Source organism: Nonomuraea sp. NPDC051298, assembly GCF_055586305.1.
Genome location: NZ_JBVJIM010000027.1, coordinates 78,281 through 91,985 on the forward strand (window position 1 = coordinate 78,281; position 13,705 = coordinate 91,985).

A 13,705-nucleotide genomic window follows, 5' to 3' on the forward strand; every position below is an offset into this window, starting at 1 on the left:
CTTCTGGAGGATCTGGTGCTCGCGCGTGTCCTGACGGCGGCCGGCCCGGCCTGGGCGGCGGGGGCCGGCCCCGTCGACCTGGCGGCGGCGCGCTCGCAGATGGCGTTGTCGCTCGGCTGGCACATCGTGCTGGCCTGCCTGGGGGTGGGCATGCCGGCCATCACGCTGCTGGCCGAGTGGCGCGGGCAGCGTACCGGTGACGTGCACTACCGGCTGCTGGCCCGCCGGTGGGCGCGGGCGCTGGGCGTGCTGTTCGCCGTGGGCGCGGTGTCGGGCACGATCCTGTCGTTCGAGATGGGGCTGCTCTGGCCGGGGCTGATGGGCGTGTACGGCGAGGTCATCGGGCTGCCGTTCGCCCTGGAGGCGATCGCGTTCTTCGTCGAGGCCATCTTCCTGGGCATCTACCTGTACGCGTGGGACCGGCTCCCGCCCCGGGCGCACCTGCTGACCGGCGTGCCGATCGTGGTGGCCGGGGTGGCCAGCGCGTTCTTCGTGGTGGCGGCCAACGCCTGGATGCAGACGCCGACCGGGTTCGCCGTGGAGGGCGGCAAGGTGGTGAGCGTCGAGCCGTGGGCGGCGATGTTCAACCCGGCCACGCCGGCGCAGACGGTGCACATGATCCTGGCCGCGTTCATGGTGGCCGGGTTCTGCATGGCCGGGGTGTACGCGGTGGCCATGCTGCGCGGCCGGCGCGACCGCTATCACCGGCTCGGGCTGCTGCTGCCGCTGACCGTGGCGGCGCTCGTCACGCCCGCGCAGATGGTGGTGGGGGACTGGGCGGCGAGGGTCGTGGCCGACCACCAGCCGATCAAGCTGGCCGCGATGGAGGGGCTGTTCAGGACCGAGCGCGGCGCCCCGCTGCACGTGGGCGGCGTGGCGGTCGACGGGGAGCTGCGTTACGCCCTGGAGATCCCGTACGCGCTGTCGCTGCTGGCCCACGGCAGCCCGGACGCGGTGATCGCCGGGCTCGACGACATCGCGCCCGTCGACCGGCCGCCGGTCAACGTCGTGCACTGGGCGTTCCAGATCATGGTCGGGCTGGGCCTGGCGCTGCTGGCCCTGTCGGTGTGGCTGGCGGTGAGCTGGTGGCGGCGGCGGGACCTGCCGGACTCACGGTGGTTCCTGCGGGCGGTGGCCGGCTCCGGCGTGGCGGCGGTGCTGGCGCTGGAGGCGGGGTGGGTGGTGACCGAGGTGGGCCGTCAGCCGTGGACGGTCTACGGCGTCCTGCGCACCTCCGAGGCGGTCAATCCCGCGCCGGGCCTGGTGTACGGGTTCGTGCTGGTCGCGCTGGTCTACGTGGTGCTGACCGCGGCGGTGGTCTACGTGCTGCGCAGCCTGGCGCGTGACGTGCCGGTGCCACTCGCGCCGCAGGAGAGCGACGTCACCGGTTACAAGGTAGTGTGACCATGCCGTTGCCGGAGATCACGCTGGCCGTGCTGTGGGCGGGGCTGACCGCGTATGTGCTGTTCGGCGGGGCCGACTTCGGCGGCGGGTTCTGGGACCTGGTGGCCGGCGGCGCGCGGGCGGGGCGGCGGCAGCGGGCGCTCATCGAGCATTCGATCGGCCCCGTCTGGGAGGCCAACCACGTGTGGCTGATCTTCGTGATCGTGCTCATGTGGACGGGCATCCCGCCCGTGTTCGCCGCCGTGACCTCCACCCTCTACATCCCGCTCACGCTGGCCGCGCTCGGCATCATCGGCCGGGGCGCGGCCTTCGCCTTCCGCAAGGTGTCTACCGAGTTGTGGCAGCAGCGCCTGCTGGGCGGCACGTTCGCGGTGTCGTCGGTGCTGACGCCGTTCTTCCTGGGCACGGCGGCCGGCGCCATCGCCTCCGGACGGGTGCCGCCCGGCCTGGCGCGCGGCGACCTGGTGGGCAGTTGGCTGGGGCCGACCTCGCTGGTGGGCGGGCTGCTGGCGGTGGGGACGGCGGCGTACCTGGCGGCGGTCTATCTGGCCAGGGACGCGCAGCGTACCGGGGACGCGGGGCTGACCGAGGCGTTCCGGCGGCGCGCGCTGGGCTGCGGCGCGGTGGTGGGGGTGCTGTCGGCGGCGGGGCTGCTGGTGCTGCGGGCGGACGCGCCCGGCCTGTTCGCGGAGCTGACGTCGGGGCGCGCGCTGCCGTTCCTGGTGCTGTCGGTGCTGGCCGGGCTCGCGTCGCTGGTGCTGCTGTGGCTGCGGTCCTACGTGGCGGTGCGGGTGACGGCGGCGCTGGCGGTGGCCGGGCTGTTGTGGGGGTGGGGCATGGGGCAGTATCCGACGTTGCTGCCCGGGCTGACGCTGCGCCAGGCCGCCGCGACGGACGCGGTCCTGGCGGCCACGCTCGTCTCGCTGGCCGTGGGCGCGGCGCTGCTCCTGCCGTCCCTGTGGTGGTTGTACGCCACCTTCCAGCGCGAGCACACGCACCCCGCACCGCCCGCAGCCGACCGGTAGAACTGCCTTGTGGAAGCGTGGAGGTGTCCCGAACGACCGGCCGCCGCTCAGGCGGAGTCGATCTTCTAACGCCCTGCCCGGAACGTCCGCCGATAAGCCAGCGGCGACACCCCGATCGCCGCGTGGAGGTGCTGGCGCAGGGACGTGCCCGTGGCGAAGCCCGCCTGGCCGGCGACCTCGTCGACCGGGAGGTCGCTGGACTCGAGGAGGTGGCGGGCGCGGGCCACGCGCTGCTGGACGATCCAGCGGCCCGGGCTCATGCCGACCTCGTCGTTGAAGCGGCGGGCGAAGGTGCGCAGGCTCATCTGCGCGTGCTCGGCGAGATCCGCCAGGGCGAGCGGCTCGTTGAGGCGTTCGAGTGCCCACTGCCGGGTGGTCGCCGTGCTGTCCTGCGGCCGCTTGGGGACCGGCTGCTCGATGTACTGGGCCTGGCCGCCCTCCCGCCACGGTGGCACCACGCACCGGCGCGCCACCTGGTTGGCGACCTCGCTGCCGTGGTCCTTGCGTACGAGGTGCAGGCAGATGTCGATGCCGGAGGCGGCTCCGGAGGAGGTGAGGACGTCGCCGTCGTCGACGAACAGCACGTTCGGGTCCAGGTCGACCTTCGGGAAGAGGCTTCGGAACCGCTCGGCCTCCTGCCAGTGCGTGGTGGCCCGGCGGCTGTCCAGCAGGCCGGCCGCGGCGAGGATGAAGGCGCCGGTGCAGATGGACACGAGCCGGGTGCCGGGCCTGATCAGCGCGAGCGCCGCCGCGACCTTTTCCGGCAGCTCGCCCGAGACCAGCTCGGCCACGGCGGCGGACGGCCCGAACGACGCGATCACCACCGTGTCGGCGGTGCCCAGCACCGCGGGGCCGTGCTCGACGGCGATGGCGAAGTCGGCGGTCGTGCGCACAGGCCCGCCGTCGACGGTGCAGGTCAGCACCTCGTACCGATCTCCGGCCGCACCGAAGATCCGGCTCGGCATGCCGAGCTCGAACGGGTACGCCCCGTCGAGGGCGAGGACCACCACACGATGCGCGCGTGTCATGTCAGGACTCCATCGGGAAGCGGGATCACAGGGACTGGTGGCAGGATCCCAGCGAATGATGGCCATTATGCCATTGCTGCGATCGTGAGTCCCCCGGGAGGCTGGAGGCATGACCGAAAACACCGACAGCAGCGCCACCATGCGTGTCATCAGCCAGGACGCCTTCGGCGGTCCGGAGGTGCTGAAGGAGGCCGAACGGCCGCGGCCCGTGCCCGGTATGAGCGAGATCGTGGTCCGGGTCCACGCGGCGGGGGTCAATCCGACCGACTGGAAGCACCGCGCGGGCAGGATGGGCGTGCCTGAGCCCGTCCCGGTTCTCGGGTGGGACGTTTCCGGGGTCGTCGAGGCGGTCGGCCTCGGAGTCACCCTGTTCGAGCCGGGCGACGAGGTGTTCGGCATGCTGCCGTACCCGCGCGGAGCGGGCGCGTACGCCGAGTACGCCAAGGCCCCCGCCCGGTGCTTCGCCCGCAAGCCGTCGAACATCGACCACGTGCGGGCCGGCGCCCTGCCTCTCGCCGCGCTCACCGCGTACCAGGCGCTGGTCGACACCGCGGACGTCCGTCCCGGGCAGCGGGTCCTGATCCATGCCGCCGCCGGCGGGGTCGGCCACCTGGCCGTGCAGATCGCCAAGGCACGCGGTGCGTATGTCATCGGCACGGCCAGCGCCGGCAAGCACGAGCTGCTGCGCGAGCTGGGCGCCGACGAGCTGGTCGACTACCGGACCACGGACTTCGCGGAAGCGGCCGGTGACGTCGACGTGGTGCTGGACTCCCTCGCGGGCGAGGTCCGCACCCGCTCCCTGGACGTCCTGCGCAAGGGCGGCACGCTGGTCTCGATCCTGCCGATCGGCGTCGAAGCCGACGCGAGGAAGGCAGCCGAGCTGGGCGTCCGCCTGGCGCCGATGCTCGTGGAGGCCGACCGTTCGGGCATGCTCGCGATCGCCGAACTCGCCGGGGAGGGCAGGCTCCGCGCCCACATCGACGCGACCTTCCCGCTCGCCGAGGCCGCCAAGGCCCACACCCACGGTGAGACGGGCCGCACCACGGGCAAGGTCGTCCTCGTCGTACGTTGAGCGGTCAGAGGCCGAGGGCCAGCTCGCTGAGCGTGGTGAGCCATCGCCGGTCCCAGGCTGTTCCGTAGTCCTCCGCATAGCTGTACGAGTCGAGCCGGTAGGTCTGGTACTGCCTGTCCTCGCTGGCCGCCATGCCGACCCGTTGCCGCTCGGCGTCCGTCAGCGGGGGTTCGCCCGCCCGCCGCCGGTCGGCTTCGGCCAGTGCGACGGCGTCGTAGTAGGACTTCTCGTACGCGTACTGGGAGACGTCCTTCACCGGCTGGGGATGCAGGGACTGCCACTCACGGGTCATCTCGTAACCCGCGACCTCGCTGCGCGCCTCCTCCCTGATCCGGGCCTCGATGTACTCGTCGCGGCTCATGCTGTTCGCGTCGGCCGCCAAGCGGTGCTTCGCGTGGCCGACCTCATGGACGAACGTCGCGGCGAGTTCCTCGGGGGACCGGCCCTCGCCGGTCCGGACGCGGATGTGGTTGTACACGGCGTTGTAGTCGCCGAGGTGTTCCTCGCCTCCGGACTCCGAGAGGTAACTCACGGTGACGCCGTGTTCGCGAGCCCAGGCGAGCGCCGCCCGGCCGGTGGGGGTCTGGTTGAGGATCTTTTCGACTTCCCGCTGCGTACCCTCGTCGTTGCTGCCGACGCCGAGTCGTACCGCTTGCCAGGCCAGGCCCCCGGTGACGATCGCGGCGGGGACCCAGTGCGGCCATGACGCCATCGTGGCCGCAGCCTGGCGCGCGCCTGTGACGGCGACCGTCGCGATGTTGCGTTCCACCTGGCCGAGGGCCAGCCTGAGCGCGTTGCGGGTACCCGTGACCCGCCTGATGGTCAGGAAGAACCCCATGGCCGGGCCGAACCGGAACGCCTGGATGATCGAGACGAGCAGGACCGTCAGCAGGTAGATGACCAGCAGCTTCCAGAGCATCCGCCAGAGCACCACGATGACGGTCATGGCGCCGGTGGCCAGCGAGGCGTTCCCGGAGTCGTCCAACTGCGCGAGCACGCCGTCGGCGGCCTGCCACTCGCCGTCGAACGTGTCCACGTCATCGCCCTTGTTGCCCGCCGCCCGGATGTGCCTCGCGGCGGCGTCCGCCTGCCCCGCGGCCTCCTGCGCCGCGGAGCCGACCTCCATCCACGCCTGCGCCTGATGGAGATTCCGCTCCTCGTTCCAGTCTTTCGACCACGGAGCCTCGTCGCGCACCATGTCGTACACGCCGGACAGTCCGGCGGGCAGGTCTAGGCCCACGGCCGCTCACCGGCGGGCCACACCGCTCGCGCGGCCTCCACGTTCGCCTGTTCGGCCGTCGTGTGGTTCCGCTCCGCCTCCGCCAGCTTGGCGGCGACGTCACGCAGCCGTGCGGCCGCGGAGGTGAAGGTCTGCTGGGCAAGGCCGGGCAGCCCGGCGTACGCCACGTCGAACTCGGCACCCGGGCGTTCGGGCTCGGCCCCCGGGCTCAGGGTGTCGACCAGTCGCCGCACGGCACGGTCGAGCCGGTCCGCCGTGTCGGACAGCTCGTCCGCGGAGACCGATCGGCTGCCGTACACGACCTCCAGGTCACGCGGCATGTGTCCACCGTCGCTCGTCGAGCGTGCCCGGCTCGGACCCCACCGCCGGGGCGGCGCACCAGCCCGAGGCACCGCTGGATTCTTCCCTCATGCCACGAGCCCCGTGCCGCCTCTCCTCTATGGAGGCATAGCGTAGTGGGCGATCTATCCGCTTTAAGCATTGATCGCTACAGTTCGACACTTGTTCACCTGGACAACTCCATGCGGCAGCAGCCGGGTGACCGTCTCGACACCGACCGGCCCTCCGCAAGGGGGCAGGGCCGAACCCGGCTTACGAAGACCCTTTCAGGCTTTTCAGGGCTGAGCCGGGGTCGTCGGCGTAGAAGCGGATCGTGGTGATGCGCTCGCGACGGCCGAGGGGCCTGGTCACGGCGATCGGCTCGGTCAGGTTGACGATCAGGTTGGTCTGGGCGTCCACTCCCAGCGTGAGGCGCCCGTCCGTCACTGCGATCACACCGCGCGCGTCGTAGTTCCGGCTCACCTTGACCGAGGCGATGAGCCCGCGCGGGACGCGCAGATCGAAGTACGCGCCGTAGCGGATGCGCAGCTCCGCCGCGGTCACGACATGCGGCCGGGTGGCCGACGCCGCCCCGAGGGCCAGCACGAACAGGAGCTGGTAGAGATCGGCCACCAGGACGACGGCGCGCAGACCGGCCGCGGCGTTCGAGACCGCCAGCATCCACTCCAGGGCGACGGCCTGCACGACCACGGCGAACAGCAGCATCAGCAGCAGCGGCCGCTGATTCTTCGCATACGACAGGGCGGTACCGCCCGGCGGCACCCCGTCCTGACGCCGCCTTACCCACAGGGCGAAGCTGGCCAGGCTCCGGTGCTCCGCTCTCATGAGCATGCGGACCTGCAGCGGCACCAGAGCATCGGCGACCGTCCGCAGCGCGTCCCGTGGCGCGGCGCCGGCCTCACGAGCGGCCCTGAACAGCCGGTACGCATGCAGGTATCCCATGACGGACAGCGGCGCGACCACCGCCGCGGCCACCAGCCCCGCCGGCGTGGGCGTCAAACGCCCCGCAACCATCAACAAGGCGACGAGCAGGTCCAGTGCCGCCACTGCCAGCAGGACGTTACGGGAGAGGCTGAGCCGCATTCTCGTGTCCTTCCATCACCGGAGGAGGCTATGAAGATCATAGGATGTGGGCCATTGACGTCAGCGCGCCCAGGTCGGGGAGTATTCGACGTGGATCTCCTGCCCGTCGCCCGGATCCAGATGCGGCCAGTAGAACAGCCGGCAGACGTGATAGTTGCAGCCGCGCGGGAGGTACAACGAGGTCGCCGCGGCGGGCGGCCCCTCCTTCGCCACGGCGAAGAAATGGCGGGCCGGCTGCCGGAACGCCGCGGCGCTGCCGGTCAGAATCAGCGTCTCGGCGTACACGCGCTGGTGGAGCACGTCCCTGTTGTCCCGGTAGTTCAGGGCGCGGTAGTCGATCTCGTCGTCGGCGGGGAGATCGGTGTCCGGTACGCTCGCGGTCCGCAGCTCACGGGGAGCCTTCGGGACGGAGATCCTCGTTCGCACCTCCTTCCAGCGTGACGGCGGGAACTGCAACGAGTGGTGGACCAGCACGAGATCGAGCGGCCGATCCTGGCTGTCCCAGTGGAGTTCGACGCTGGGGGAGGACGGAGCGGCGCGGATCGGCAGGTACACCAGCGAGCGTGGGGATCGTGCGGCGAGCAGCCACAGAGCGCCGATCCGACGGCCGTCGTCCCGGTCCACGTTGATGAAGTGCTGGCTGCCGGAGTCGAAGAGGGCCGCGTTGGCCAGCGGCTTGGCCGGGCGGATCACCCGATGTTCCGTGGCTCCCACCCGTACCCGCTGGATGACGATCTTCACCCGCATGGTTGTCATCCAACCCGATCTCGCGCTGTCGCCGCACCGGCACGACGGCACCGGCCCCTGGACCGGCGAGGGGCCGTCACGGCGAGGGCGGCTTGTCGCGCAGGACCGCGTACGCGACGCAGGCGCCCACGGCCAGCGCCGGGACGCCGATCAGGATGGGGGTGCGCAGGCCGAACTCGGCGCCGATGAGACCGCCGATGAGGGCGCCCAGGGGTGAGGCGGTCATTACGACGGTCGTGGCGGAGCTGGTCACCCGGCCGAGCAGCTCGCGCGGGGTGCTCCGCTGGCGCAGCGTACGCGCCACGACCACCCAGACGCCGAACGCGCCGCTGGTGACCACCAGCCCCAGCCCCGCGACAACGACCTCCGACGTCAGGCCCAGCAGCAGTTGCCCGGCCGCGCCCGCGGCGAGGCACCCGGCCAGCGCCACCGTGGGGCCGGTGGCACGCGCGATGCGACCGGCCAGGAAACCGCCGGCCAGCCCGCCCAGAGCGCCGACGCCCACCAGCAGCCCGTACGCGGCGGCGGGCAGCAGCAGCACCTGCTGCACATAGAGCACGAGCACGACGAACCACATGCTGTCGGCGAAGGCGAACAGGCCGGACAGCAGGGTCAGCGTGAGCAGGCGTCGCCGGCCCGCCAGCCAGCGCAGGCCCGCCACCGTGTCGCCCCAGATGCGCCCCTTCCGCTCGCCGTCCCGGGCGGGCGCGAACACGTTCGGCAGGCTGAAGATCAGCGCCGCGGCCAGGGCCAGCACACCGCCGTTGACCGCGAACGGCAGCACCACCGCGATCCCGAACAGGTAGCCGCCGACGGGCGGGCCGATCAGCTCGTTGCCCGCCACTTCGGCGTTGACCAGGCGTCCGTTCGCCCGTTCGAGGTCGGTGTCGGCCACGAGGGGAGGCAGCAGCGTGGCGGTGGCGGTGTCGCGCAGGGTCTCGCCCACGCCGCACAGGAACGCCACCGCGTAGATCCACGCCATGGTGGCGTTGCCGGTGGCCGCGGCCACGATCAGCGCGCCCAGCGCCACCGTGCGCCCGCAGTCGACGAGGACCGCCAGGCGGCGCTGGTCGAACCGGTCCACCAGCGCCCCGGCCACCAGCCCCAGCAGCAGCCACGGAAGCTGCCCCGCCACGGCCACGCCCGCCACCAGGACCGGGTCGGTGGTGATCGAGGCGGCCAGCAGCGGCAGCGCCGCGCTCCTGATGCCGTCGCCGAAGTTCGACAGGGCCGTGGCCGTCCACAGGCGGTGGTAGGCCGGGCCGAGGGGGGTGGCTGCCATGACCTCGATCATGCCATCGGGCCGTGGGCCCCGTGCGGCCCCGTGCGGGCGGCCGGACGCGGCCACGGGGAGTGCGGCCGCAGCCGTGCCGGGCGATCTCCTCAGGGCACGTCGGATTCGGCGGGCCCGATCACGAGCAGGTACTTCATGAGAGCCGACACATGGTCGGCGGGTCCGGCCGTCCGGCGGGCGCCCGCGAGGACGGCGGTGAGCGGAGGAGGTGGATCGGGATGAGACCGGTGTACGCGGCGGCGGCCGTCGAGGTCGGTGCGCCGCCGGAGCAGGTGTTCGCGCTGATCACCGACTGGCCACGGCACCGGGAGTGGATGGTGCTGACCTCGGCCAGGCTGGTGGGCGAGAACGAGGTGGCCGCCTTCACGGGGGTGTGGCCGTTCGGTTTCCTGGACACGATGACGATCACCTGCTGGCGTCCGCCGGAGCTGGTGCGCGTCACGCACACCGGCCGTTTCGTGCGCGGGCGGGGCGCGATCCGGGTGCGCCCGCATCGGGGCGGCAGCCGCGTGGTGTGGGCGGAGGAGCTGGAGCTGCCGTTCGGGCCGCTGGGATGGGCGCTGTGGCCGCTGGTACGCCCGCCCGCGCTGGTGCTGCTCCGGCTTTCGTTGCGCAGGCTGGCCAGGCTGCTGCCCGCCGCCCCCTGAACCATCGCGCCCCCGGACCGTCGCGCCGAACGATGGCCGCCGCGCCCGCCGGGGTTCAGGCGTGCCAGTCGCTCGCCCCGCCGGGCACCGGTGCGGCCGGGTCGTACGGCTCGCGGGTGAAGACGAAGGTGTTGAGGTCGAGGTGGTCGGCCGCCACGCGCAGGGTTTCACCGGCGTAGTAGCCGTCCAGCCCGAGCCACGTCCCGTCCTGCTGCGGCACGAACCGCGAGGCGCGCCCGCCCCCGCCGATCGGTTCCAGCGACAGGGCCCGGCCGGGCAGCAGCCGCAGCGCGTACGGTTTGGGCCCCCAGTGCCACAGCCCGGTCAGGGCGAGCAGGCCGGCGTCGGCCGGAGCGGGACGCCATTCGTCGGGCAGGCGCGGCTCGTGCTCTTCCAGGATGTCGAGCAGGTCGGGGAGCAGGGTGCCGCTCATGCCGGCGGTGGTGTTGGCCATGAACAGCACCCCCAGCCCTTCGTCGGCGTCGGCCCACACGGTGGCCAGGAAGCCGGGCATGGAGCCGGTGTGCCCGGCCAGGCGGCGGCCGCGGAGGCGGGCGAGCTGCAGGCCGAGCCCGTACCCGCTGGTCCAGGTGTCGCCGTCCTCGACGCCGGCCGGTTCGCGCATCTCGGCGAGCGTGCCGGGGCACAGCACGCCGGCGCTCTCCCCGCACAGGAACGCGGCCCAGCGCGCCAGGTCGTACGGGGTGGACCAGAGCTGCCCTGCCGGGCCCATGGCGTCGGCGTCGTGCTCGGGCTCGGCCAGGACGACGTCCGCCCACGGGTGCACGGCGTAGCCGGTGGCGTGCGGGGCGCGCGGGCGGGGGGTGGTGTCGTGCATGCCGAGCGGGTCGAGCACCTCGGTGCGCAGGGCCTTGAGCCAGGTGGTGCCGCGCAGGCGGCCGACGAGTTCGCCCAGCAGCGCGAAGCCGACGTTGGAGTAGTGGAAGCGGCGTCCTGGCCGGTGTTTGAGCTCGGCGGGGCCCAGGCGGGCACGCAGGTCGTCGGCGGGCAGGCCGGGGGTGCGTTCCCACCAGTCGGTGGGCGGCTCGGCGGTCAGGCCGGCGGTGTGCGACAGCAACTGGGCGACGGTCAGGTGGCCGAACGGTGTGCCGGGAAGGTGCCGTTCGAGGGGGTCGGCCAGGTCGAGGAGGCCCTCGTCGCGCAGCCGCATGACGACGACGGCGACCATGCTCTTGGTGATCGAGGCGATGCGGTACTGGGTGGCGGCGGACGGGGCGTCGTCGCCGACCCGGCCGCGGCCGCCGAACCAGACCGGCCGCCCGTCGCGCACGATCACGGCCGTCAGCGACGGCACCCTGCATTCGGCCTGTTCGACGGCCAGTCTGCGCAGCAGGGCGCGCGCCGTCGGGTGTCCCACCTGAGTCATGAGCGACAAGGGTAGCCGTTCGTCCGGCACGGGACGCTTGCTGACGCCTCCCCGGCTCAGCGGGCGGGGGCGCGGTCGAAGGTGTCGAGGATGAGGGCGGTGGCGTCCAGGTCGCGGGAGGTGGTCCCGAGCCAGGGCACGTCGATGGGGCCGGGCCAGGTGTGGCCGCCTCCGTCGATCGTGTACAGGCGCAGGGCGGCGCCGCCGCGGCAGGTCTTCCAGTCGCGCACGCGTACCTTCCTGGCCGCGGCGGAGGTGGTGCGGCCGGTGCAGCCGAGCAGCGCGGCCCAGCCGTCGGCGGCCCGCTCGACGGGGTCGAGCACGACGAGGTCGGCGAGTTCGCGCAGGCCGCCGGTGGCGTCGCGCAGGGGATGTCCGCCCCGGTAGGGGACGATGCGGTCGGCGGTGCCGTGGAAGGCCACGAGGGTGACGGGCGGTACGGCCCGAGGGCAGGGGCGGACGAGGTTGAGCCCGGCCACGGCGGCGACGGCGGCCAGGCGGCCGTCCAGTTCGCAGATGAGCGCGGTGGCCATCGCGGCCCCGTACGACAGGCCGGCGGCGAACTCGCGGCCCGCCCGTACGCACAGGCCGCGTTCGAGGTGGTCGAGCAGGGCGGTGAGGAAGCCGGTGTCGTCGGGGCCCGCGGTGTGGGGCAGCGTCCAGCCCATGCGTCCCTCGGCGGCCTGCGGGGTGGCCACGATGTAGCCGCGCCGGGCTCCGGTGTCGGCCAGGCGGCTGTAGGCGCTCTGGCGGGCGGCGTCGGAGTTGAGGCCGTGCAGGTCGAGGATGACGGGGTGGGGGCCGGGCCCGTCCGGCACCGACAGCAGGAAGCGCCGCTCCAGCCCGCCGTGCCGGATGCGGTGGGCGCCCGGCTCCAGGCGCTGGGCGGCCCGGCAGCCGCTGGTGGCGGCGGCCCGCGCGGGCGGGCTCGGCGACGGCGATGACGGCTGCGATGACGGTGGGGGTGATGGTGGCGCGGCCGTGCAGCCGGTGGCCAGCAGGACGGCCGCCATCAGCAGGGTCATGCGTGTGGGCATGGTCGTGCCTCCCGCCGCGCCAGAGATCCCTCTGCCAGTGTGCGCGACCGGAACGGGACGGCGCGAGCGCACTCGCTGGACGATCTCAACCCCGGACGGCCTCAACCCCGGACGGCCTCGACCTGCGGCGGCCGGTGCACCGGATCGGGAGGAATCGTCCGCTGCGGTAGCGTCGTGGCCTCAACGCAGGCGCGAGCAGGAGACGACGTGATCCACAAAGCCGTGATTCCGGTCGCCGGCCTGGGCAGCCGGTTGCTGCCCCTGACCAGGGCGCTCCCCAAGGAGATGCTGCCGATCGGCGACAGGCCCGTCATCGAGCACACCATCCGGGAGCTGGTGGAGTCGGGCATCGAGGAGATCACCATCGTCACCTCGGGCCGCAAGCACCTCATCCAGCAGCATTTCGCCCCGGACGCCGATCTCGAGCTCCAGCTCCGTACGACCGGCAAGCCCGAACTGGCCGACGCGGTCGCCGAGCTGTCGTCGCTGGCCCGCATCACGTACCTGTACCAGGACGGGCCCTACGGCAACGGCACTCCCGTGCTGAACGCGGCCCGCGTCCTCGGGGACGAGCCCTTCATGGTGCTGTGGGCCGATGACGTCTTCGTGGCCGAGGTGCCGCGGGCCAAGCAGCTCAAGGCCGCGTACGAGGCCACGCGGGCCCCCGTCCTGGCCCTGATGCCGATGGCCGCGCAGGACGCGCCGCGCTACGGCGTCCCCGTCGTCAAGGAGGACCTCGGGCAGGGGCGCCTGCTGATCGGCGGCCTGGTGGAGAAGCCGTCCCCCGAACGGGCGCCCTCCCGCTACGCCGCGATCGGCGGGTACGTGATCACGCCGGGCGTCGTCGACGCGCTGGAAGCCCGTACCCGAAGCTGGCACGAGAACCCGGCCGGCGAGATCTACCTCACGGACGCGCTGAACGACCATGCCCGCACGCACGAGGTGTACGGGCAGGTCATCGGCGGCACCTGGTGGGACACGGGGTCGCCGCTCAACTACCTCAAGGCCCAGTTCGCCGCCGCCCTCGCCCACCCGGACTACGGCCCCGAACTGCGCGAACTCGCTCAATCCCAGGACGGCGACCCCGCCGGGACGTGACGGCGGGCACCCCGGCCCTGGCCCGCGCCCAGGCGGGACGACCCCCGGCACCCCGTTCACCGCGCCGGTGTCACCGCGTCGATGAAGTCCGCGCCGAACTGGGCGGGCACGTCGTCGTGCGGCGCGGGCACCTCCCAGCGGCCGGGCTTCGTCTGCACCATCAGATGGTTGCAGGTCCGGATCTGCAGATATCGGCGCAAGAGCCCGATGACGGCGACCGCGCCCAGGAGGAGGGCGGTGGCGGGCAGGACAAACTGGAGACGTCTCACAAACACACCGTATCCGATCTGTCACCGAAAGTAAT

Annotated in this window: 14 protein-coding genes; 5 read left to right on the top strand and 9 right to left on the bottom strand. The window is 72.7% G+C overall.

Annotation, left to right across the window (positions count from 1 at the left end; all coding sequences use genetic code 11):
* The first annotated feature begins 15 nt into the window (after nt 1-15).
* Together ACZ6S0_RS44465 and ACZ6S0_RS44470 are read left to right on the top strand one after the other, a co-directional pair.
* A complete protein-coding gene (locus ACZ6S0_RS44465) occupies nt 16-1,404 on the top strand; it encodes a cytochrome ubiquinol oxidase subunit I (RefSeq protein WP_465925552.1) in 1,389 nt (462 codons plus the stop codon).
* A gap of 2 nt (nt 1,405-1,406) precedes the next feature.
* Entirely contained in the window at nt 1,407-2,429 is a 1,023-nt protein-coding gene (locus ACZ6S0_RS44470; protein WP_465925554.1) for a cytochrome d ubiquinol oxidase subunit II, read from the top strand.
* Between the two features lie 65 nt (nt 2,430-2,494).
* Here the strand turns inward: ACZ6S0_RS44470 and ACZ6S0_RS44475 are convergent, their stop codons facing one another.
* Nucleotides 2,495-3,457, bottom strand: coding sequence for a GlxA family transcriptional regulator (locus tag ACZ6S0_RS44475; RefSeq protein WP_465925556.1), 963 nt, complete (start codon nt 3,455-3,457; stop codon nt 2,495-2,497).
* Between the two features lie 109 nt (nt 3,458-3,566).
* Between ACZ6S0_RS44475 and ACZ6S0_RS44480 the strand changes: the two genes are divergently transcribed.
* On the top strand, nt 3,567-4,529 hold the full coding sequence (locus tag ACZ6S0_RS44480; protein WP_465925558.1) for an NADP-dependent oxidoreductase: 963 nt from the start codon (nt 3,567-3,569) through the stop codon (nt 4,527-4,529).
* Between the two features lie 4 nt (nt 4,530-4,533).
* Here the strand turns inward: ACZ6S0_RS44480 and ACZ6S0_RS44485 are convergent, their stop codons facing one another.
* From ACZ6S0_RS44485 to ACZ6S0_RS44505, 5 genes are all read right to left on the bottom strand, one after another.
* The gene (locus tag ACZ6S0_RS44485) at nt 4,534-5,769 is read right to left on the bottom strand and encodes a hypothetical protein (protein WP_465925560.1); all 1,236 of its coding nucleotides are present in this window, start codon (nt 5,767-5,769) and stop codon (nt 4,534-4,536) included.
* A complete protein-coding gene (locus ACZ6S0_RS44490; RefSeq protein WP_465925562.1) occupies nt 5,760-6,089 on the bottom strand; it encodes a hypothetical protein in 330 nt (109 codons plus the stop codon). Before ACZ6S0_RS44490 ends, ACZ6S0_RS44485 begins: the two co-directional genes overlap by 10 nt.
* A gap of 271 nt (nt 6,090-6,360) precedes the next feature.
* Nucleotides 6,361-7,191 carry a hypothetical protein gene (locus ACZ6S0_RS44495; protein WP_465925564.1) on the bottom strand — a complete coding sequence of 277 codons (831 nt, stop codon included), beginning with the start codon at nt 7,189-7,191 and terminating at the stop codon, nt 6,361-6,363.
* Between the two features lie 60 nt (nt 7,192-7,251).
* Nucleotides 7,252-7,938 carry a hypothetical protein gene (locus tag ACZ6S0_RS44500; protein WP_465925566.1) on the bottom strand — a complete coding sequence of 229 codons (687 nt, stop codon included), beginning with the start codon at nt 7,936-7,938 and terminating at the stop codon, nt 7,252-7,254.
* 76 nt (nt 7,939-8,014) lie between these two features.
* Nucleotides 8,015-9,220 (bottom strand): MFS transporter, encoded by a 1,206-nt coding sequence (locus ACZ6S0_RS44505; protein WP_465925568.1) that lies wholly within the window; start codon nt 9,218-9,220, stop codon nt 8,015-8,017.
* Between the two features lie 230 nt (nt 9,221-9,450).
* Here ACZ6S0_RS44505 and ACZ6S0_RS44510 point away from each other — a divergent pair, with 230 nt between their 5' ends.
* On the top strand, nt 9,451-9,879 hold the full coding sequence (locus ACZ6S0_RS44510; protein WP_465925570.1) for an SRPBCC family protein: 429 nt from the start codon (nt 9,451-9,453) through the stop codon (nt 9,877-9,879).
* 55 nt (nt 9,880-9,934) lie between these two features.
* On the opposite strand, the gene ACZ6S0_RS44515 is transcribed toward ACZ6S0_RS44510, so the two are convergent.
* Both ACZ6S0_RS44515 and ACZ6S0_RS44520 read right to left on the bottom strand, forming a co-directional pair.
* Nucleotides 9,935-11,266 carry a serine hydrolase domain-containing protein gene (locus ACZ6S0_RS44515; protein ID WP_465925572.1) on the bottom strand — a complete coding sequence of 444 codons (1,332 nt, stop codon included), beginning with the start codon at nt 11,264-11,266 and terminating at the stop codon, nt 9,935-9,937.
* A 56-nt stretch (nt 11,267-11,322) separates the two neighbouring features.
* Complete coding sequence (locus tag ACZ6S0_RS44520; RefSeq protein ID WP_465925574.1) at nt 11,323-12,303, bottom strand: CE1 family esterase; 981 nt, start codon at nt 12,301-12,303, stop codon at nt 11,323-11,325.
* Nucleotides 12,304-12,510: 207 nt separating this feature from the next.
* Between ACZ6S0_RS44520 and ACZ6S0_RS44525 the strand changes: the two genes are divergently transcribed.
* The gene (locus ACZ6S0_RS44525) at nt 12,511-13,401 is read left to right on the top strand and encodes a UTP--glucose-1-phosphate uridylyltransferase (protein WP_465925576.1); all 891 of its coding nucleotides are present in this window, start codon (nt 12,511-12,513) and stop codon (nt 13,399-13,401) included.
* Nucleotides 13,402-13,457: 56 nt separating this feature from the next.
* Here ACZ6S0_RS44525 and ACZ6S0_RS44530 read toward each other — a convergent pair whose 3' ends face one another.
* Nucleotides 13,458-13,670, bottom strand: a complete 213-nt coding sequence (locus tag ACZ6S0_RS44530) for a hypothetical protein (RefSeq protein ID WP_465925578.1) — start codon at nt 13,668-13,670, stop codon at nt 13,458-13,460.
* Nucleotides 13,671-13,705: the final 35 nt, after the last annotated feature.

Bases quoted from the DNA above. Each gene is read 5' to 3' on its own strand.
- ACZ6S0_RS44510 (WP_465925570.1), top strand. From the start codon at position 9,451: ATGAGACCGGTGTACGCGGCGGCGGCCGTCGAGGTCGGTGCGCCGCCG.
- ACZ6S0_RS44515 (WP_465925572.1), bottom strand. From the start codon at position 11,266: ATGACTCAGGTGGGACACCCGACGGCGCGCGCCCTGCTGCGCAGACTG.
- ACZ6S0_RS44475 (WP_465925556.1), bottom strand. From the start codon at position 3,457: ATGACACGCGCGCATCGTGTGGTGGTCCTCGCCCTCGACGGGGCGTAC.
- ACZ6S0_RS44505 (WP_465925568.1), bottom strand. From the start codon at position 9,220: ATGGCAGCCACCCCCCTCGGCCCGGCCTACCACCGCCTGTGGACGGCC.
- ACZ6S0_RS44490 (WP_465925562.1), bottom strand. From the start codon at position 6,089: ATGCCGCGTGACCTGGAGGTCGTGTACGGCAGCCGATCGGTCTCCGCG.
- ACZ6S0_RS44500 (WP_465925566.1), bottom strand. From the start codon at position 7,938: ATGCGGGTGAAGATCGTCATCCAGCGGGTACGGGTGGGAGCCACGGAA.
- ACZ6S0_RS44470 (WP_465925554.1), top strand. From the start codon at position 1,407: ATGCCGTTGCCGGAGATCACGCTGGCCGTGCTGTGGGCGGGGCTGACC.
- ACZ6S0_RS44480 (WP_465925558.1), top strand. From the start codon at position 3,567: ATGACCGAAAACACCGACAGCAGCGCCACCATGCGTGTCATCAGCCAG.
- ACZ6S0_RS44495 (WP_465925564.1), bottom strand. From the start codon at position 7,191: ATGCGGCTCAGCCTCTCCCGTAACGTCCTGCTGGCAGTGGCGGCACTG.
- ACZ6S0_RS44520 (WP_465925574.1), bottom strand. From the start codon at position 12,303: ATGCCCACACGCATGACCCTGCTGATGGCGGCCGTCCTGCTGGCCACC.